General features: G+C 73.9%; 20 protein-coding genes and 1 pseudogene. 15 read left to right on the top strand and 6 right to left on the bottom strand.

The features are described from left to right. Positions 1-47 precede the first annotated feature (47 nt). The 3 genes from ACFVYK_RS02225 (at position 48) to ACFVYK_RS02215 (ending at position 1,804) form a co-directional block, all read left to right on the top strand. Positions 48-326: a GlsB/YeaQ/YmgE family stress response membrane protein gene (locus ACFVYK_RS02225; RefSeq protein WP_389767550.1), complete on the top strand. Its 279-nt coding sequence runs from the start codon at positions 48-50 to the stop codon at positions 324-326. A gap of 145 nt (positions 327-471) precedes the next feature. Next, the gene (locus ACFVYK_RS02220; protein ID WP_389767548.1) at positions 472-609 is read left to right on the top strand and encodes a hypothetical protein; all 138 of its coding nucleotides are present in this window, start codon (positions 472-474) and stop codon (positions 607-609) included. Between the two features lie 79 nt (positions 610-688). Further along, positions 689-1,804, top strand: coding sequence for an ABC transporter permease (locus tag ACFVYK_RS02215; protein WP_389767546.1), 1,116 nt, complete (start codon positions 689-691; stop codon positions 1,802-1,804). 164 nt (positions 1,805-1,968) lie between these two features. Here ACFVYK_RS02215 and ACFVYK_RS02210 read toward each other — a convergent pair whose 3' ends face one another. Further along, the gene (locus ACFVYK_RS02210) at positions 1,969-3,054 is read right to left on the bottom strand and encodes a DUF5937 family protein (RefSeq protein ID WP_389767544.1); all 1,086 of its coding nucleotides are present in this window, start codon (positions 3,052-3,054) and stop codon (positions 1,969-1,971) included. Between the two features lie 99 nt (positions 3,055-3,153). Between ACFVYK_RS02210 and ACFVYK_RS02205 the strand changes: the two genes are divergently transcribed. The 9 genes and pseudogenes from ACFVYK_RS02205 (at position 3,154) to ACFVYK_RS02165 (ending at position 10,900) form a co-directional block, all read left to right on the top strand. Continuing rightward, positions 3,154-4,335, top strand: coding sequence for an MFS transporter (locus ACFVYK_RS02205; RefSeq protein WP_389767543.1), 1,182 nt, complete (start codon positions 3,154-3,156; stop codon positions 4,333-4,335). 140 nt (positions 4,336-4,475) lie between these two features. Continuing rightward, on the top strand, positions 4,476-5,432 hold the full coding sequence (locus ACFVYK_RS02200; RefSeq protein ID WP_389767541.1) for a hypothetical protein: 957 nt from the start codon (positions 4,476-4,478) through the stop codon (positions 5,430-5,432). A gap of 130 nt (positions 5,433-5,562) precedes the next feature. After that, positions 5,563-6,099: a hypothetical protein gene (locus ACFVYK_RS02195; RefSeq protein ID WP_389767539.1), complete on the top strand. Its 537-nt coding sequence runs from the start codon at positions 5,563-5,565 to the stop codon at positions 6,097-6,099. A 117-nt stretch (positions 6,100-6,216) separates the two neighbouring features. Next, positions 6,217-7,437 carry an RNA ligase gene (locus tag ACFVYK_RS02190; protein WP_389767537.1) on the top strand — a complete coding sequence of 407 codons (1,221 nt, stop codon included), beginning with the start codon at positions 6,217-6,219 and terminating at the stop codon, positions 7,435-7,437. Then, positions 7,428-8,342, top strand: a complete 915-nt coding sequence (locus tag ACFVYK_RS02185) for an AAA family ATPase (protein WP_389767535.1) — start codon at positions 7,428-7,430, stop codon at positions 8,340-8,342. The genes ACFVYK_RS02190 and ACFVYK_RS02185 overlap by 10 nt, the downstream gene beginning before the upstream one ends. Positions 8,343-8,497: 155 nt before the next feature. Then, on the top strand, positions 8,498-9,916 hold the full coding sequence (locus ACFVYK_RS02180) for a DEAD/DEAH box helicase (protein ID WP_389767533.1): 1,419 nt from the start codon (positions 8,498-8,500) through the stop codon (positions 9,914-9,916). Between the two features lie 119 nt (positions 9,917-10,035). Beyond that, positions 10,036-10,149: pseudogene (locus ACFVYK_RS02175) on the top strand (SAM-dependent methyltransferase); the annotation flags it as partial. A gap of 71 nt (positions 10,150-10,220) precedes the next feature. Next, positions 10,221-10,514: an ArsR/SmtB family transcription factor gene (locus ACFVYK_RS02170; protein ID WP_389767531.1), complete on the top strand. Its 294-nt coding sequence runs from the start codon at positions 10,221-10,223 to the stop codon at positions 10,512-10,514. Next, positions 10,511-10,900: a VOC family protein gene (locus ACFVYK_RS02165; protein WP_389767529.1), complete on the top strand. Its 390-nt coding sequence runs from the start codon at positions 10,511-10,513 to the stop codon at positions 10,898-10,900. The genes ACFVYK_RS02170 and ACFVYK_RS02165 overlap by 4 nt, the downstream gene beginning before the upstream one ends. Positions 10,901-11,227: 327 nt before the next feature. Here the strand turns inward: ACFVYK_RS02165 and ACFVYK_RS02160 are convergent, their stop codons facing one another. The 5 genes from ACFVYK_RS02160 to ACFVYK_RS02140 all read right to left on the bottom strand — a co-directional run bounded on the left by ACFVYK_RS02160 (position 11,228) and on the right by ACFVYK_RS02140 (position 15,500). Beyond that, positions 11,228-11,647, bottom strand: coding sequence for an STAS domain-containing protein (locus tag ACFVYK_RS02160; protein WP_389767527.1), 420 nt, complete (start codon positions 11,645-11,647; stop codon positions 11,228-11,230). Further along, positions 11,644-12,729 (bottom strand): B12-binding domain-containing protein, encoded by a 1,086-nt coding sequence (locus ACFVYK_RS02155; RefSeq protein WP_389767525.1) that lies wholly within the window; start codon positions 12,727-12,729, stop codon positions 11,644-11,646. The genes ACFVYK_RS02160 and ACFVYK_RS02155 overlap by 4 nt, the downstream gene beginning before the upstream one ends. Further along, positions 12,729-14,381: a PP2C family protein-serine/threonine phosphatase gene (locus ACFVYK_RS02150; protein ID WP_389767523.1), complete on the bottom strand. Its 1,653-nt coding sequence runs from the start codon at positions 14,379-14,381 to the stop codon at positions 12,729-12,731. Before ACFVYK_RS02150 ends, ACFVYK_RS02155 begins: the two co-directional genes overlap by 1 nt. Positions 14,382-14,577: 196 nt before the next feature. Further along, positions 14,578-15,003, bottom strand: coding sequence for an SRPBCC family protein (locus tag ACFVYK_RS02145; RefSeq protein ID WP_389767521.1), 426 nt, complete (start codon positions 15,001-15,003; stop codon positions 14,578-14,580). Positions 15,004-15,137: 134 nt separating this feature from the next. After that, positions 15,138-15,500 carry a MerR family transcriptional regulator gene (locus tag ACFVYK_RS02140; RefSeq protein ID WP_389767519.1) on the bottom strand — a complete coding sequence of 121 codons (363 nt, stop codon included), beginning with the start codon at positions 15,498-15,500 and terminating at the stop codon, positions 15,138-15,140. 586 nt (positions 15,501-16,086) lie between these two features. On the opposite strand from ACFVYK_RS02140, the gene ACFVYK_RS02135 reads away from it, so the two are divergent. The 3 genes from ACFVYK_RS02135 to ACFVYK_RS02125 all read left to right on the top strand — a co-directional run. Next, positions 16,087-16,923 (top strand): alpha/beta hydrolase, encoded by an 837-nt coding sequence (locus ACFVYK_RS02135; RefSeq protein ID WP_389767517.1) that lies wholly within the window; start codon positions 16,087-16,089, stop codon positions 16,921-16,923. 22 nt (positions 16,924-16,945) lie between these two features. Beyond that, complete coding sequence (locus tag ACFVYK_RS02130) at positions 16,946-17,479, top strand: TetR/AcrR family transcriptional regulator (protein WP_389767823.1); 534 nt, start codon at positions 16,946-16,948, stop codon at positions 17,477-17,479. A gap of 103 nt (positions 17,480-17,582) precedes the next feature. Further along, a partial coding sequence (locus ACFVYK_RS02125) for a DUF4139 domain-containing protein (protein ID WP_389767515.1) occupies positions 17,583-18,633 on the top strand: 1,051 nt, incomplete at its 3' end.

Below are 18,633 nucleotides of genomic sequence, written 5' to 3'. Positions count from 1 at the left end.
CACACGAGAGCTAACACCGTTCTTACAAGACGAAGCGGAGACGCAACATGGGCATCATCGCGTGGATCATCATCGGCCTGCTCGCCGGCGCCATCGCCAAGGCCCTGATGCCGGGCAAGGACCCGGGCGGCATCATCATCACCATGCTCATCGGCATCGCGGGCGGCCTGCTCGGCGGCTGGCTCGGCAAGGTGATCTTCGGCGTCGACTCCATCGACGGGTTCTTCGACCTCTCCACCTGGATCGCCGCGATCATCGGATCCTTCATCCTGCTCGCCATCTACCGCCTCGTCACCGGCAACCGGCACTCGCACCGCCACGCGTGACGCTCCGTCGGCGCACGCTTTCGGGCATCTGGACGGCTCCCCCCTGTTCGCAGGGCGGGAGCCGCCGCCGTGAACGGCCCCGCCCGCGAACCGGCGCGCACACGACGCGGACAGCCCGAAACGCAGCCCCGGAGGAAGGAATCACATGGCCATCGAAGCTCCGACGATGACGGCGGCCGGCGGGCGGGCGCCCGATTTCGTGCCCAGCTGGGTCCAGGTCCTGATCGTCCTGGTGGCCTTCGGCGTACTGGCCTGGGGCGCGCACCGCCGGAACAGGCGATGAACGGCGCTTCGGCCGAGCGCCCCCCGGGCGCCAGGCGAAGCGGAGCGGGCCATTCATCTGTCTGTGCGATCATTCGCCCGTGAACGCACCCTCCAGCCCTTCCACGGGCGTGCCGTCATCCGGGAGCGACGACAAGTCGTCCGGTTTCGCAGCCGAGTTCAAGGACGCGGTCACGCTACGGGCCTTCGGGCTCGTCCTCGGTGGCCTGCTCGTCCAGCTCGCCTTCGTCGTGTCCTACGTCGGGGCCTTCCACTCACCCACGCCGCACCGGATACCGGTGGCGGTCGTCGCACCGCAGCAGGCGTCCGCGAAGATCGTCGCCCAACTCGACGCCCTCTCCGGCGATCCGGTCGACGCGACGGCGGCGCCCAGTGCCGAGGCCGCCCGCAGGTGGGTCCTCACGCGGAAGGCGGACGCCGCCTTCCTCTTCGACGCCACCGGCGCCGAGGACACCCTCCTGGTCGCTTCGGCCGGCGGGCCGTCGGTGTCACAGACCGCCGCACAGATCGCCCAGAAGATAGAGACGGCACAGAAGAGGCGGATCACCGTCACCGACATCCGGCCCCCCAACCCCGGGGACGGACGCGGCATGACGTCCTTCTACCTCGTGCTGGGCTGGGTGATCGGCGGCTACCTGACCGCGACGATCATGGGCATGGCGGCCGGGTCCCGCCCCGCCAACCGGCAGCGCACGCTGATCCGCCTGGGGGTGCTCGCGCTCTACGCGGCCGTGTCGGGCATCGCCGGAGCGGCCGTCGTGGGACCGGTGTTCGACGCGCTCGACGGTCACTTCTGGGCCCTGAGCGGCATCGGCGCCCTGGTCGTCCTGGCCTCGGCGGCGACCGCGCTCGCCCTGCAGACCCTGCTGGGTCTGCTGGGCACCGGCCTGGTCATCCTGCTCTTCGTGGTGCTGGGCAACCCGAGTTCCGGCGGCGTCTACCCGGCGCCGCTGCTCCCCTCGTTCTGGAGCGCGATCGGACAGATCCTGCCCCCGGGGGCCGGCACGACGCTGGTGCGCAACACGGTCTACTTCTCGGGCCACGCCGTCACGGCCGCGCTCTGGGTGCTCGGCGCGTACGCCGTGGGCGGCGCGGCGCTCGCCTGGGCCGCCTCCTGGCGCAACGAACTCCGACGCCGTGCCGCCCCCGCCACGGAACCCGAGGCGCCGGCGCAGCAGACCCTCCCGACGAGCTGACCGACGCCCGGCGTGCGACCGGGCGCACCGTCACCTCGACACCCCGGTGGACCGGTCGTCGACGGCTGCCGGCGGCTGCCACCGGGGAAGGGAACCCCGGGACATCGCCGGCTTTCCTGCCCAGCACGCCGGTCGGCGGCTGACGGCATGGGGACGGCGTGTGCTCAGCGCAGCACGGCGGACAGCAGGTCCGTGCCCAGGGCCGTCATCGCGGGCAGGTTGAGGGCGTAGCGGACGTAGCGGCCTTGCCGTCGGGCCGTCAGCAGTTCGGCGCGCCGCAGGACGGCGAGGTGGCGGGAGACCTCCGGGGGCGTCAACTCCCAGGTGTGGGCCAGCTCGCGCGTGGTGTGCGGGCCGCGCGCGAGGGTGCGCAGGAGGCGCAGCCGTACCGGATGGGCGAGCGCGTCCAGCCGCAGCCCGACCGTCTCCAGTGACACCGGCTCGGGCGGGTTCGGCTCGGCCACGGGGTACTGCACCACCGGCTGCCAGCCCGAGGCGTGCACCACGACGAGGTGCGGGCGGCCGTAGACGCTGGGGATGAAGGTGACCCCGGCGCCGTCGGCCGCGGTCGCCTTGTCCTGGAGCTTGTCCACGACGATGCAGTGCCCGTCCGGCGCGAGCGTCAGGGCGCCGGAGACCGAGGCGAGCGCCGCGGCGACGCCCTGACGCGCCAGCAGGTCGGTCTTGAGACGCGCGTCCGAGGCGATGCGCGCCGTGACGCCCGCCCACGCCGTGTCGAAGAACGCCTCGGCGCACTGTTCCAGCGTGTCGCGCACCCGCGCCCGCACCGCGGGCGGGTCCGCGAGCAGCCGTTCGGCGAACGCCTCCTGGAGCGCGCCGCGAGCCTGGGCCAGATCCATGGCCCGCTCGCGCGCGGCCGGGTCGGTGAGGGGCGAGGAGGCGGCGAGGCGGACCCGACTGCCACCGCAGGTGGTCACGAGGGCGGCGGTCACATAGGTCTCGTCGTCGAGCCGGTCGACGTCGTCCAGTTCCTGGGCGAGCGTGGCCCGGGGGCGGGCCGGGACCAGGAAGTCGGCGCACGAGGAACGCCAGAGGAACTCCGCCTCGCGCAGCCGCTCGGCCAGCTCCGGTCGCAGCGCGCCCCGGACGTCCGCAGCCCAGCCGGCGAGTTGCGGGTGGTGTGCGGGGGCGGCCAGCACATGCAGCATCGCGGTCAGTTCGGCCAACGGGGACGCGGCGAACCGCAGCCGGTCGGCCGGCAGGCCGGTGATGTCGATGCGCAGAGTCATCCCCTCATCATTCCTGGCCGGGTGGCGGGCCGCGGTGCCGATTGACGGTGTCCGTCAACCGACGGGCCCCGCCGGGCGGTCGCACGCACGGTGGTCTCCATGTCCACCACCAAGATCCGGCCCGGCTCCCTCGTCCGCGCCTTCGGAGGCCCCCGCTACGCCGTCGCCCTGGCCGTGGACGCGCTCGGCACCGGCCTGCTGCGGCCCTTCCTGCTGCTGTACGGAGTGACCGTGCTGCGCCTGTCCGCGCCGCTGACCGGGACCGCGATGACCGTGGGCGTCGCCGCGGGCCTGGTGTGCATGCCCGCGGTCGGCCGGTGGCTGGACCGGGGCGCGCGCAGCACGGCCGTGGCGGCGTCGATGCTGGTGCGGGTGGCGGGCACGGGGCTCCTGCTGGCGGCCCCGGCGGGAGACGCCCGGCTGTTCACGGCGGCGGCGCTCTTCCTCGGCATCGGCAACCAGGCCTGGCCGGCCGCGCACGCCGCGCTGGTGGCCACGGTCTCCCACGGCCGGGAACGGGACGCAGCGCTCGCGGCGAGCCGCGCCCTGCGCAACGCCGGCCTGGGCGTCGGGGCGCTCGTCGCCACCGCCTGCCTGGCGGGCGGCGCTCCGGCGTTGCGGGTGCTGGCCGCGGTCACGGGACTGAGCTATCTCCTCGCGGCGGCTCTGGCCCGGTCGGTGCGTGTGCACGCGGACCCGGCCGCGCATCCGGCCCCCGGAGAGGACGGCCGGCCGGCGACCGGCATGGGCGCGCTCCTCGCAGCGAACGTCGTGTACGTCTTCTGCCTCAACGTCCCCGAGATCGCCCTGCCGTTGGTCCTGGTGACGCAGTTGCACGCGTCCCCGGCCTGGTCGGCGGGCATCTTCGTGGCCAACACGGTGCTGGTGGTCACCCTCCAGGTGCCGATCACCGTCGCGCTCTCCCGCTTCCCCCGGCGCACCGTGCTGGCCTTGTCCGGCGTGGTCCTCGCCGCCTCGTACCTCGGGTTCCTCGTCGCCGCCTCGCTGGGGGGCGGTTGGGCCGCCCCCGCCGTGGCCGCGGTGTCCGTGCTCTGCACCATCGGCGAGATCGTCTACGCGGGCAGCGCCACCGCGCTGGTCAGCGCCCTCGCCCCGCCCCGCGCCCTGGGCCGCGCACTCGCGCGGTTCCAGCTCTCCACCGGCTTCGGTCTCGCCGTCTCTCCGGCCGTCATCACGGCCCTCGCTCCCCACGGGTCCGCCGCGCTCTGGGGCGGCCTCGCCGCCGCGACGCTGCTCTCCGCCTCCGCCGTCGCCCGCTGAAATGCCGTCGGCGCCCGATGCGCCGCACGGGTGCGGGAACAACGGGACGCCCGCGCCGCCGGGAACAACCACGCTGCGGAAAGGCCGTGTTCGGGTCTCGTGGTGGACCGTTTCGTGGGGCAGACTGCCCGCATGGGGACGTGCTCAGCAGCGGTCCGGACCGACCGCCACGGCGACTGATCGTCGTCGCCGCGGCCGTGGCCCTGTCCGCGGCGCTGGCGGCAGGCATCCTGACCGCGAGCGGGTCCGACGAGCGGGACCGCGCGGCAACCGGACACTCGTCACCGGCGTCGCCTTCCGGCAGCGCCTTTCCCGACGGCCCCGACGCCGCCGTCGGGGCGGGTCAGACCCCCGGCCTGGTGATCACGGGGTTGCCGCTGCCGCGGAACGCCACCCTGGTCAAGCGTGACCGCACAGCGCGGGCGGGCCCCTGGACCGTGGTCGTACGCGGCGCGGACGGGTCCCTGGGACGGCACGGCGCCGTGGTCACCTTTCCCGTGGCCCCGGCGACGGACGGGCGCCCGGTCCGGGTCGGCGACGTCACGGGACGGGCCCGCGGGCGGGAGATCACCTGGCCGGTCGGGGGTTCGTACGCACGCGTCCGCGGAGATCTGGCGCCCTCCCGACTGATCGCTGTCGCCGCGGGCACCGCCGTCGTGTCGGGCCGCCCCGCCGTCGATCCGCCGCCGGGGCTCTCCGTCGCGTCCCAGGGAACCTCACGCCCGACCTACCTGCTCGAAGCCCGTTACAGCTCCAGGGCGACCGGCGAATCCGACGGTCTGTCAGGCGGCCTCACCTTCACCGGAGTCGCCCGCTGCGGCGGCCTCGAAGACCAGTTGTTCGCCGCCCGCGTACGGTCGGCCGGGACCGTGCACGGCAAGCCCGCGGTCGTGACGTCCGCCGTCGGCGGCAACGGCGCGTTGGTCTGGGAGCCGACGCCCGGCGTCGTGGCGTACGTCGGCTACAGCGGAGCGCTGTTCGGCGACGGCGCCGTGGCCGCCCTGCGTCGTCTGGCCGCGCGGTCCCGCCTGCTGACTCCCGCGCAGTGGCGAGCCACCGCACCGGTCACGAACGACCAGGTCAACGACTTCGGCTAGGACGTCGACGTCCTCGGACCGGTCACGTGGGGCGTCGACGATGTCGCAGGCCTGCTCCTGGAAACGGACGGCGGCCGAGCGGCGGTGGGGACAGGGCCGCGGTTCATCGAACACATGATTCAATGACCGCATGGTGGACGACCGTACGACGCTGGGACCGTTGCAACTGACCGGCGGCCATTGGGGAATCGGGGACGCCGCGCGACCGGGCGCCCACTGGGTCGAGTTCCGCCCGGAGGGGCTCCACCAGTGTGGGCCGGACGCCGAGGGACCGTTGGTCCCGTGGTCCCGGATCATGACCGGCATCTGGATCACCTGGGGCAAACACTCCTGGAACACCAACAGCAGGGGCGTCTACACGCTGAAGGGAACGGTCGCCACGCGCGACGGCGGCTGGATGCGCATGACGCTGCGCGACCCGTACGAGGACCGTCAGCTGCGCTTCGACCAGCATGAGCGCCCGTACCGGGCGGTGGACGCCCTCCGGCTGGAGTTCCTGCTGCGGCAGCTCACCGAGGACGGGAAGCCGCATCTCCTCGGCGACCCCGAGTGGGTGGGCCGTGCCGTGGCGTGCCTGGCCGGCGGGAAGAACCGCCGGGTCACCCAGCGCGCGCTGCGGCGGGCGGCGGCGCAGGCCGTGGTCGCGGCCGGCCCGAGCAGCCCCTGACGGCCCGCCGTCGACCCCGTCGTGACCTGCGCCTCTCCCCCGCCGCCCGAGACAAAACCGGTGTCGCCCCGCCCTGCCGGCACGTGACAATCAGGGACCGGCAAGGGGAGGAACACCATGAGCCAGGCCTACCTGACTCTTCATGAGCTGCTGCCGCCGCAGGAGTTGGCGGCGGCGCTCGACGCGGGACACGTCACGCGCAAAGCGCACCCGGAGCTACCGCTGTCGCTCTACTCCTACACGCGCACGTCGCAGTACGAGCGGGTGTGGAACCGGGTGACCACGCGCTGCCGCGGTCTGGTGGCCGACGACGGCACCGGGGAGATCGTCGCGCTGCCGCTGCCGAAGTTCTTCAACGTCGGTGAGCACGAGGCCGGTCAGCCCTACGCCCCCGGCCTCCCCGACGAGCCGTTCGAGGTGTACGACAAGGTCGACGGCAGCCTGGCCGTGGTCTTCCACTACGCCGGCCGGTGGCACGTGGCGTCCAAGGGCTCGTTCATCAGCGCGCAGGCCGCCTGGGCGCAGCGACTGCTCGACGGCAAGGACACCTCCGCGCTCGTGCCCGGCGTGACCTACCTCGCCGAGATCGTCTACCCGCAGAACCGGATCGTCGTCGACTACGGCGAGCGGCGCGACCTGGTGCTGCTGGCCGCGTTCGCCAGGGACGGCGCGGAAGTGGCCCTGGCCGACGCCGCGACGCACTGGCGCGGCATCGGTTCCGTCGTCACCGTGTGGCCCGCCGTGCCGCTGCCCGAGCTGCTGGCGCTGGCCGAGGCCAACCGGCTGCCCGGCGGCGGGGCGGCCGCCGGCACCGAGGCCGAGGGGTTCGTGCTGCGCTTCGCCTCGGGCGTGCGGGCCAAGGTGAAACTCGCCGAGTACGTCCGGCTGCACAAGGTCCTCACCGGCGTGAGCGAGCGGGACATCTGGCGCGGTCACGGCGTCCAGCGCTTCGCGGGCCTGCCCGCCATGCAGGTGGCCCAGGCCCTCGGCTGCTCGGCCGACGACGTCGAGGGGGCCGGCGGACGCCCCCTGGACGCGCTGCTGGAGCAGGTGCCCGACGAGTTCGACGCGTGGGTGCGCGGCGTCGTCGCGGGCATCGAGCAGCGGGTGGCCGACCGCGAACGGGCGATCGACGAGGCGTTCCGGTCCCTGGAGCCGCTCGCAGGCGATCGGGGGGCCTTCGCCCGCGCCGTGCGGGCGCTGCCCGATTCGGCCCTGCGCCCCGCCATGTTCCTGCGCCTGGACGGACGTCCGACCGAGCTCGTGACCTACCGTTCGGTCCGGCCGGAGACGTCCGACCCGTTCACGACCGACGAGGAGAACCGACCGTGCCCGTAGTACACGTCATGACGGGGCTGCCGGCCTCGGGGAAGACGACCGCCGCGCGCAGGATGCAGGCGGCGTCCGAGGGCCGGATGCGCCGGGTCAACCTCGACGATCTGCGGACGATGCTCGACGTCCCCGCCCCCGAGCGAGGCCGGTCGCACGCGCATGAGCAGACCGTGCTGGCGATCCAGGACGCGGCGGTGCGGGCGGCCGTCGCCGACGGTTTCGACGTCGTGGTGGACAACACGCACCTGACGCCGCACATACCGAAGCGGCTCAAGGCCGCGGTGGCGGGACAGGCCGTCTTCGTGGTGCACGACTTCACCGACGTCCCGGTGGAGGAGTGCGTGCGGCGCGACGCCGGGCGGGAGAAAGCGGTCGGCGAGGAGATCGTCCGGATCCTCGCCGACAAGCACGCCAAGGCCAGGCGGGGCGGCTGGCGGCTCACCGCCGAGTGGCTGAACGACGAGCCTCCCGTCGAGCCGTACGTCGCCGACCCGGCGCTTCCCGCGGCGGTCATGTGCGACATCGACGGCACGCTCGCCCTCAGGGGAGAGCGGGGCCCCTTCGACTTCACGCGTTGCGGGGAGGACCTGCTCAACGAGTCGGTGCGCGGGGCGTTGCGCTCCTTCCGCAGCGCCGACGGCGACGTCGTGGTCCTGCTCTCCGGCCGGGGGGAGGAGCACCGGGACCGGACGGAGGCGTGGCTGCGGGCGCACGAGGTCCCCTACGACGAGCTGTGGATGCGGGCCGCCGGGGACGGCCGCCGTGACGACGTGGTGAAGGCGGAGCTCTTCGACCGTCATGTGCGTCACCGCTTCGCGGTGCGGGTCTCCCTCGACGACCGCGACCGCGTCGTCGCCGTGTGGCGCCGGATGGGCCTGCCGACCTGGCAGGTCAACTACGGCAGCTTCTGACCGGCGCGGCGCGGCCCGGGCGCTCCGACGCCCGCCGCCCGGGCGCCCGCGCGCCGGCCGCTGGTAACCTGGGGACACGCTTCGACACCGCCGGGGCCCGTACCGAGGGGTACGGGCCCCGGCGCGTTCCGGGCGTCAGACCAGGAGGGTTCCCCATGAACGCGCAGTCGCCCGAGCCCGGACTCCCGCGATCCGGCAGGCTTTCGCGGGCGACGGCTCCGCAGGATGATCTGTCGACGCCGCAGACGGTGTCCCCCGGCCTGCCGCCGGCCGCGTCCTTCGACGCGCTCGGGCTGCCCCCGGCGCTGGTGGAGACGATGAACGGGCAGGGCGTGACGGAGCCCTTTCCCGTCCAGGCGGCCACCCTTCCCAACGCGCTGACCGGCCGTGACGTCCTCGGGCGGGCGCGGACCGGCTCCGGCAAGACGCTCGCCTTCGGCCTCGCGCTGCTGGTGCGCACGGCGGGCCGGCGAGCGGAGGCGAAGCGGCCGCTAGCCCTGGTGCTGGTGCCGACCCGGGAGCTCGCGCAACAGGTCGGCGACGCGCTGGCGCCCTACGCGCAGACGCTGAACGTGCGGCTGGCGACGGTGGTGGGCGGGCTGTCCATCAACCGGCAGCAGGCGCAGTTGCGGGCCGGGGCCGAGGTCGTCATCGCCACGCCGGGCCGGCTGACCGACCTGGTGTCCCGCCGCGACTGCCATCTGAACCAGGTGCGGATCACGGTGCTGGACGAGGCCGACCAGATGTGCGATCTGGGGTTCCTGCCGCAGGTCTCGGACATCCTCGGCCAGGTCCGTCCGGACGGGCAGCGGCTGCTGTTCTCGGCGACGCTGGACCGGGGCGTCGAGCAGCTGGTGCGCGAGCACCTGCACGACCCGGTCGTCGTCTCGGTCGACCGGATCGCGGGCTCGGTCGCCACGATGGACCACCACGTCCTGAACGTGCACGCCGCCGACAAGTACGCCACCGCGACCGAGATCGCCGCGCGGGACGGCCGGGTCCTGATGTTCCTGGACACCAAGGCCGGCGTGGACCAGTTCACCCGACACCTGCGGGGCAGCGGCGTCCGGGCCGCCGCCCTGCACAGCGGGAAGTCGCAGCCGCAGCGCACTCACACGCTCGCCCGTTTCAAGGAGGGCGAGATCACCGTGCTGGTCGCCACGAACGTCGCGGCGCGGGGCATTCACATCGACGCGCTCGACCTCGTCGTCAACGTCGACCCGCCGGCCGACGCCAAGGACTACCTGCACCGCGGCGGACGCACGGCGCGCGCCGGGGAGTCCGGGCGCGTGGTCACCCTGGTCACGCCGGACCAGCGCCGCGACGTGAACCGGATGATGTCCGAGGCCGGGATCCGGCCCACGGTCACCCAGGTGCGCTCCGGCGAGGAGCAGCTGACCGCCATCACCGGGGCGAAGCGCCCGCCGACCGGGCCGAAGACCGCGGGCGGCAACGCGCCCTTCCGCGGCCTCGGCGCCCGGTCGGGCCGCCCCGCCAAGGAGTCCCGCAAGGCCGCCGAGGCCCGCAGGACGGCGGAGGCCCGGGCCGCGGCCCGGGTGCGCAAGGGCCGCTGACACCGGACGGCCGCCCCGTCCGCCGGGGCCGGCGGGCCCGGCGGCACGGTCCTCCGGCGTGGAGCCGGCGGGCCGTGCCCGGACGCGGGGTCAGCTGATGACGGGGCCCGTCCGGCGACGGCCTGTACGGCGACGTCGACGCGGCGGGCCGGTACCTGGACTCCGACGAATGCGCCGCGCTGTCGGCCGGCATGCTGACCGCCTGGGGACGCCGGCCCGCGCAGGGCCCGTGAGGACGGCCGTCCCGCGGTTCTCCACGCGCCACGATTGATAGGCAAGTGACGACTTGCCTACCATGGGCAACATGGCGGAGGACGTCTTCAAGGCGCTGGCCGACCCCACCCGCCGGCGCATCCTCGACGAGCTGGTGGAGCGGGACGGCCAGACGCTGTTCGAGATCTGCGCGCGACTGGTCACCCGACACGGTCTCGGGCTGTCCCGCCAGGCGATCAGCCAGCACCTGGCCGTCCTCGAAGCGGCGGGCCTGGTCGTCTCCCGGCGCGAGGGCCGCTACAAGTTCCACGACCTGAACACCGAGCCCCTCGAGCGCATCGCGACCCGGTGGCTCAGATCCCTTCCACGGGAGAGCACCCCATGAGAATCCACCTTTCCAGCGTCTTCGTCGACGACCAGGACACCGCCCTGCGCTTCTACACGGACGTGCTCGGCTTCGTGAAGAAGCACGACGTCCCGCTCGGCGGCGAACACCGCTGGCTGACCGTGGTGTCTCCCGAGGACCCCGAGGGCACCGAACTGCTGCTCGAACCCTCCGGCCACCCCGCGGTACGCCCGTACAAGGCGGCGCTGGTCGAGGACGGCATCCCCGCCACCTCCTTCGCCGTGGACGACGTGCGCGCGGAGTTCGACCGGCTGCGCGGGCTCGGGGTGCGCTTCACCCAGGAGCCGGTGGAGATGGGCCCGGTCACCACCGCGGTCCTGGACGACACCTGCGGCAACCTGATCCAGCTCGTGCACAGCGACTGACCCGACCCGGGCGGTACGGGCCGGCTCGAAGCAGATCACGCGGGGCGACGGCCCGCCGCGCACGGGGCGCGTGGCGACCGCCGGGATGGCCGCGGCGGCGGACGGGCGCGCGGTTGGCCGTTCAGGACCCGCCGATCGGGGAACTGCGGGAGGCATGCCGGCATCCGTCGCCGATCGCACCGCTGCACCGTCCCCGTGGCCGTCGCACCGCCAGGCGTCCGCCGACCCGGTCGTCGCCGCGTCCGACGGTCCGGGCTCCGGCAGCAAGGACTGACGTGCGCCGGTCCTCCTGACGCTGTCGTCCACGCGTTTTCCGTCGGCCGTCCTTCAGGACACCGGGGCGGACTCCCGCTGGCCGGTCGCCGCGGACGGCGCCGACGCCCGGCCGTCGGGGTGGGCGCGCTGTGTCAGGTAGTCGGCGATGCCGGTGACCTGGAGCATGCGGGTCAGGAAGTCCGGCTGGTGGTGCAGGTGCAGGCTGATGCCGGCGGCGTGCGCACGGCGGCGCAGGCCGAGCAGGGCGGACAGTCCGCTGGAGTCGAAGGCGTTCAACTCCGCCCAGTCCAGGTGCAGGTCGCGCAGCGTCGGACCGTGTTCCTCGGCGTGCACGTGCAGCGTGTCGTACATCGCGAGAGCGAACGCGTCGGTGGTCTCGAAGTCGAGGTCGCCGCACACGGCCACCCGCAGCGTGCGGGCGTCGGCGGCGCGTACCGTCACGGCGAACTCGGTCGGCTGGTAGGGGGTCATGCGGTGCTTCCTGGGGCGGGACGGACGGGCGGCACGGGCAGGGCGTCGCTCGCCGCGCCGAGCAGGGCGAGGGCGCGGGGGAAGTCGTGCAACCGCTCGGTGAGGACGCTCAGCCCGAGGCCCAGACTAAGCGCCGCGACGCCGCGGGCGGCGAGGAGGTCGGCGGTCCAGGTGACGAACGTGACGAACAGGGCGGCGTCGTCGACGTAGAGGGCGGTGGCCAGGAAGTCCACGATGCGGGCGAGGTCTTCGGCCGTGCGTTCGCGCTGGGCGGCGTCGTAGGAGCGCGTCGCCGGCGAGCGCCCGTCCAGTGCGGCCAGTCCCTGCCGGACCAGCGTGGTGCGGCTGTTCTTGACGAGGGTGTACTCCTGGTCGGCCAGGTGGGGAAGGTCGTCGATCTGGTGCCGTCGGCTCGTCGGGGGCGCGGTGAGGCCCTCGGCGAGGCGGTCCGCCGCGGCGCGGGCGTCGGCGGCCCAGGCGTCGGCCTGGATGAGGCGTGCGTAGCGGCCGCCCGGGCCGAAGGCGGCGCCGCCGACCATGACGGGGATCCCCAGGGACTGCACGGCGGTCACCGCCTTGTGCGCGGCGGGCAGATGGGTGGGGATCGACGCGGACAGCAGCACGGCGGCCGGGTTGGTCCCGTGGACGTGGGCGATCAGATGCGGGGTGGGGGTGTGGGCGCCGAGGAAGTCGACCTGCCAGCCGCGCCGGGTGAGGACCTCGGCCAGCAGCCGGGCGGGGAGGTGGTGCCACTCGCCCTCCACGCACGCCACCGTGATCCGCCCTCGCTCGCCGGGCGCGCAGGCCGTGGCGCGGCGGTGGGCGAGCGCGGCGACGACCCGGTCGATGATGGCGCCGGCCGCGTGTTCCTCGGCCACGTTGATGCGGGCGGCGGCCCACTCGGCCCCCACGCGATGCTGCACCCGGGCGACGACGTCCAGCAGCAGCGCCTCCTCGTCGGCTCCTGCGTCGGCCGCCGCGCACACCGTCCGCACCGCCGCCGACTCGTCCCTGGCGATCACGGCGTCCCACAATCGGTCCGGCAGCCCCTCCAGGCCGGAGCCGGCCGGCTCCTCCGCCATCAGCGCTCCCGTCGGCGCCGGTCCTCGCACCCGTCGACGACGCGCAGCGCGCCGTGGCCGCGGACGGGGTTGGTGATCGCCAGGGTCGCCAGGTCGTCGTGACGACCCTCGCCGAGCCACTGGGCCGCCAGCATCTGCACGCGTTCCACGACCGCCTTGGCCGGCATCCGCGCGCACTCGCGCAGCGCCTCCTGCAGCCGTGCCTCCCCGTAGAACTGGTCGCCCAGCGGACCGCCGCGCGCCTCGGTGATCCCGTCCGTGTACAGCAGACACGTCTCCCCCGGCGCGAGGACGACGTCCGTGCTGCGGGCGGTGATGCGGGGCAGCGCCCCCACCAGCGTTCCGGCGGTGTCGGCTTCCTCCACCCGGCCGTCGCCGCGGATGATCAGCGGCGGCAGATGTCCCGCGCTGGTCAGCCGCAGCTCCACCTGTCCCGACCGGCGGCGGGCGGAGGCCAGCACGAGCGTGGCGAACCGCGTGTGAGGGGCGTGGAGCAGGGCGTCGTTGAGCAGGGCGAGGACCTGCAGATGGTCGTCGGACAGCGGCAGCAGCGCCTGCAGCACCGTGCGGATCTTCCCGGTCATGACGGCGGCTTCCAGGCCCTTGCCGGCCACGTCGCCCAGGACGACGAACGTCTCCTGCGAGCCGTCGGCGCCGGGGTGGACGTCGTAGAAGTCGCCGCCGACGCGTTCGTGGTCCTGCGCCGCCCGGAACGCCCCCGCGTACTCCACGCCGTGGACCCGCTCCAGCCGCGGCGGGAGCAGCTCCCGCAGCAGCGTGGCCGTGATCGACGCCTGCTCGGCGTACAGGCGGGCCGCCGACAGGGCCGCGCCGGCCCGCGCCGCGAACAGCCGGGCGAAGACCTCCTCGCCCTCCGTGAACGCGCGGTGCGTGCTGGAGCGGAGCAGGATCAGCACGCCGGCCGGGACCCCGTGTCCGGGCAGCGGGGTGACCATCACCGACCCGATCGGACCGTCGAATCCGGGCGGGATCACCCAGTCGGGAAGGTCGTCGGGGTGGATCCAGCGCGTGGGGACCGGCGGGAAACCCTGCAACGCCTCCGCGAGTCCGGGGACCGCTCCGGCGTCGACGTGCGCCGCGGTCTGAGTGACCGCGCCTTCGGGTTGCGCGTACGTCAGGGAGTGACGGCGCCCCTGGGAGGGGCCGACGATGACCGCCGCGTCGGCCAGATGATCAGCGGCCATCCGCGCGGTCACCTCCGTGCAACGGTCCACGTTCAGCGACGACAGCAGGGCGCTGGAGATGTCGGCGAGCAGCGCCGTGCGTTCCCGTTCGCTGCGCAGCGCCTGCTCGGCCGAACGCAGGTCGGTGTCCTCGACCAGCCACCACAGCACGGTGCCGCCCGCTCCGGGCGAGGGGTGCGCCGCGAAGGTGCGGTGTGCCACCGCGCCCGAGACGACGTGCGGGTCGGCCGATCCGAGGCGGTCGTGCGCCTGTGCGAGCCAGTGGGGCAGACCGCCCTCGGTGACGTCGCCCGCGGCCAGCTCGGCGAACAGGGCTCGGGCCGCGTCGTTCGTTTCGACGACGCCTCCGCCGTCGTCCACGACGACGGCGGGCCAGGGGGCGTCGCTCCATGCCGTGCCGACGCCACCGTCACGCGGGCTCTCAGAGGTTCCCGGAAAAGGAATCACAAGCCGGGGAACGCATGGCGCACCCCACCACCTCTCTGCCGCTCGGAAAAATTGCCGTCCGACAACCATCCCTCATCCACCGGCCCCGTGCAACGTCCGGCCGGGATCCACACGACTCCCCCGCACGGACCCGGGCCGACGGCTCCGCGCGCGGCAGCCGGCGGCCGGAGGCCCGGGGACCCGGCGCGGTTCCGGGTCAGGACGCCGCGGTCGCCTCGGCCAGTTTCTGGAACTCGCCGAGGTCGTAGTCGGCCAGTACCGAATCGAGGTTGGTGAGCGCTCCGAGGTGCTCGACGAACCCCTTGGGGTCGTACTCGATCTGCACCGTCACGCGGCTGGTGGTGTCGCCGAGCCGGTGGAAGGTGACCACGCCCGCGTGCTCGACGCCCTCCACGGTGTGCCAGGCGATGCGGTCCTCGGGGACGACCTCGGTCAGCTCGGCCACGAAGTTCTTGTCGGCGCCGGGCAGTTGCAGCTGCCAGGCGAAGCGGCGGCCGTCCAAGCGCTCCACCAGACGCACATGGGTCAGGAACGACGGCCACCGGGTGACATCGCTCCACAGCTCCCAGGCGACGCTGACGGGGGCTTCGACATCGACGGTCTCCACAAGGGAATCGGACATGGGCCACCTTTTCCCGGTCTGTTCGGGGCCGATCCCCGAAGCTCGCAGTGTGCGAAGCGGCTACCCGCGCCGACGCGGCGCACACGGCGGGAGGAGGGCCCGCGGCGCGGCCGCGACCGGGGTGGGCCGGCGGATCAGGGCGAGGCGGTGGTCGGCGTCGAGGTCGTCGGGTGTGCCGGGCCGTCCTGGGCGCGCAGTTGGTCGTTGATGCGCTGGGCCTCCTCGAGCTGGTCCTCGAGGATGACGATGCGGCAGGCGGCCTCGATGGGCGTGCCCTGGTCGACGAGTTCGCGGGCCCGGCCCGCGACGCGCAGCTGGTAACGGGAGTAGCGGCGGTGGCCGCCTTCGGAGCGCAGGGGGGTGATCAAGCGGTGTTCGCCGAGGGCGCGGAGGAAGGCGGGGGTGGTGCCGAGCATCTCGGCGGCCCGGCCCATGGTGTAGGCGGGGTAGTCGTCGTCGTCGATGGGGGCGACGGAGCGGGTACTGCGAGGGGGCATAGACCTCTTCTTCCAAAAGACGCGTCAGGGGGCCCGGGTGCCGTGCCGGCACTCGGGCCCCGAGCTTTCACCACCATCTGCCGGCCGACTGCGCCGGTATTGTGTTCCGCAGCTTCCACCCCGGAGGGTGTGGCTGCGGGGATCGCGGATGCGTGACCGGGGACCACCTTCCTGTCGGGGCCTGCGGTACCCGGGCGGACTGCCTCCTCGCCCGGGCGATCCTGATGGCGTCTGCTCCTTACCTTCGGCTGCTGGGTTGCACTGCTGGATACCGCGGGTACTGCTCACGGCCCGCGCGGTGGGGCCGCTTCCTGCTGGACGTGCGTGCGCGGCGGGTTTCGTCCGGCCGCGCCTCTTCCTTCGATTTTTCGAATACGGCAAAAACTCTAACGCTGCCGCGAGGCCATGTCTACTTCGGCCACTGCAGATTTTCTCCTCACCCGTCCCCCCGCCGGGACACGACCGCCGGCGAACCCATGGAACCCGCCGAATCCGGCCGTCACCCTGCCGGGCTTCACCATTGACAGCCCCAGCTAATAGCATTAGCTTATGGCTAACGACATTAGCCAAACAGTTGGGGGACGCCATGACCGAGTACCTTGCCGTCGACGGCGGCACGATCGCTTACGAGGTGGCGGGGGCCGGGCCGCTGATCGTCCTCGCACACGGCATCGGCAACAGCCGCGAGGCCTACCGCGCGGTCGTCCCCCCGCTCCTCGCGGCGGGCTACCGGGTCGCCTCCGTCGATCTGCGCGGCTGCGGCGAGTCGAGCGCCGACTGGCCGAGCTGGAGCCGCACCGCCATCGCCGGCGACCTGCTCGCCGTCGTGCGCCACCTGGGCGGTCCGGCCGTCCTCGTCGGCCACTCCGTGTCCGGCGGCGCCGCCACCATCGCCGCCGCGCAGGAGCCGTCGCTGATCACCGCGGTCGTCATGTTGGCGCCCTTCACCCGCAAGCAGTCGCCGCGCCTCGGCGACCTGCGGGTGAAGCGCTTCCGCCGGGGCATGCTGCCCCTGCTCGGCGCAGGCCTGTTCGGCAGCGTGCGACTCTGGCGCTCGTATCTCGACGTGGCCTACCCGGGCGTGAAGCCGGCAGACTGGGCCGAGCACCTCGGCCGCATCGAATCCATGCTGCGCGAACCGGGCCGGATGAAGGCCCTGCAGGGCATGGGCCGCAGCGCCCCGACCGACGCCGGCGCGCAGCTCGGCGCGGTCCGCAGCCCGGTCCTGGTCGTGATGGGCACGCTCGACCCCGACTGGGCCGACCCGCACGCCGAAGCCTCGGCGATCGCCGACGACCTGCCCTCCGGCCTCGGCCGCCTCCACATGATCGAGGGCGCGGGGCACTACCCGCACCACCAGTTCCCCGACCAGGTGGCGTCCCTGATCCTGGCCTTCCTGCGATCGGACGCCGTCCGTGCCTAGGGCCGGACTGGACCCGGCCGCCGTGGTCGCGGCCGGAGCCGCCCTGGCCGACGAGGTGGGCCTCGACCGGCTGACGATGGGGCTGCTGGCCGAGCGGGTCGGCGTGCGCACCCCCTCGCTGTACAAGCACGTGGGCGGCCAGGAGGACCTCAACCGCCGCATCGCGGTCCTGGCGTTGCGCGAGGCCGCCGACACCGTCGGCCTCGCGGTCCAGGGACGCGCGGGCCGGGACGCCCTGGGGACCGCGGCGCGCGCCTTCCGCGCCTTCGTCCTGGAGCATCCCGGCCGGTACGCGGCCACGATCGGCGTGGAGCCGTCCGGACCGGACGACCCGCTGGCCGCCGAGGGCCGACGGCTGCTCGACGCGTTCACGGCGGTCCTGCGCGGCTACGACATCGCCCGGTCCGACCTGGACCACGCCCTGCGCATGCTCCGCAGTCTCTGCCACGGCTTCGCCACCCTGCAGGCGGCCAACGGCTTCCAGTGGAGCGCCGACGTCGACGAGAGCTTCGAGTGGCTGATCGCCTTCGCCGACCGGGGCCTGCGCTCCGGCTGACGCGCTTTCACCGCCGACCGCCCTGTGCCGCGTTCCGCCTGCGCGCGGCCCACGGCCCGCAAGTAGGCTTCACCTCCAACCGGCGCGACGGGGGACGGAGCACATGACGGCGCAGACACAACAGCGGTGGGGATCGGCCCTCGACGCGGTCGTGGTGTACGCACAGGGGGCGGTCTGCCGCCGTCTGGCCCGTGGCGGCGTGCCGCCGGACGGCCGGGTTCGGGTGACGGGACTGCCGCGCTCGCTCGACCCGGGATCCCTGCGGGCCCGCGTCACGGGCGCCGGCCCGGTACGCGTCGTCGAGGCGCGCGTCGAGATCGAGGCCGAGCCGCTCGGCGCCGACGTGCCCGACGCGTTGCGACGCGAGGTGGAGCGGCTGCGGGACGAATGGGAGGCTGCGCAGGGCCGCCGGGACCGGCAGCTGGGTCTGATCGAGGAGGTCAGGGCGCTGCGCCCGGTCCCGCCGGCCCGTAAGCGGGACGATCCGCACCGCCGCACCCCGGTCGACGCGTGGCTGGCGCTCGCCGAGTTCGTCGACGAGCGGCTGACCGGGCTGCACGCCCGTCTCGTCGAGCTGGAGGAGGCGCTGGAGCGCGCCGAGCACGCCTTCCTGGTCGCCTCCGACCGGCTCGACCACGCCTCCTCCGACGCACCGCACGCGCAGGTGCGGACGACGGTCTCGGCGGTCCTGACCTTCGCGGCCGCCGTCGGCGCGCCGGAGCCGGACGCCGACGCAGCGGCAGAGGTCGAGGTGGAGGTCGAGTACGCGGTGCCGGGCGCTGTCTGGGCGCCGGCCTACCGCCTCACCCACCGTCAGGGCGACGGCGAGGGCGCCCTGGTGCTCAGGGCCTCCGTCGCCCAGCGCACCGGCGAGGACTGGACCGGCGTGCGGGTAGCCCTGGCCACCGCCGACCTGCGACGCCGTACCGATCTGCCCCGGCTTCGCTCCCTGCGCATCGGACGCCGGCAGCCCTCCCCCGCTCCGTCCGACTGGCGCGAGCCGCCGGCGGGCCTGGCCGACCTGTTCGCCGGATACGACGCGGCGGGCCCCCGTCCGCACCGCGCCGACGGGCCCGGCGGCGCGGTGGCGGCCGGTCACGACCGGCCGGTCGCGGCGGCGGCCCCGGCCGGCTACGGCGCTCCCCCCTCCGTGC

Source organism: Streptomyces sp. NPDC058291, from assembly GCF_042880855.1.
Taxonomy (GTDB): domain Bacteria; phylum Actinomycetota; class Actinomycetes; order Streptomycetales; family Streptomycetaceae; genus Streptomyces.
Note: the sequence above shows the minus strand (reverse complement) of the source record. Positions and strands in the feature narration are given on the sequence as shown.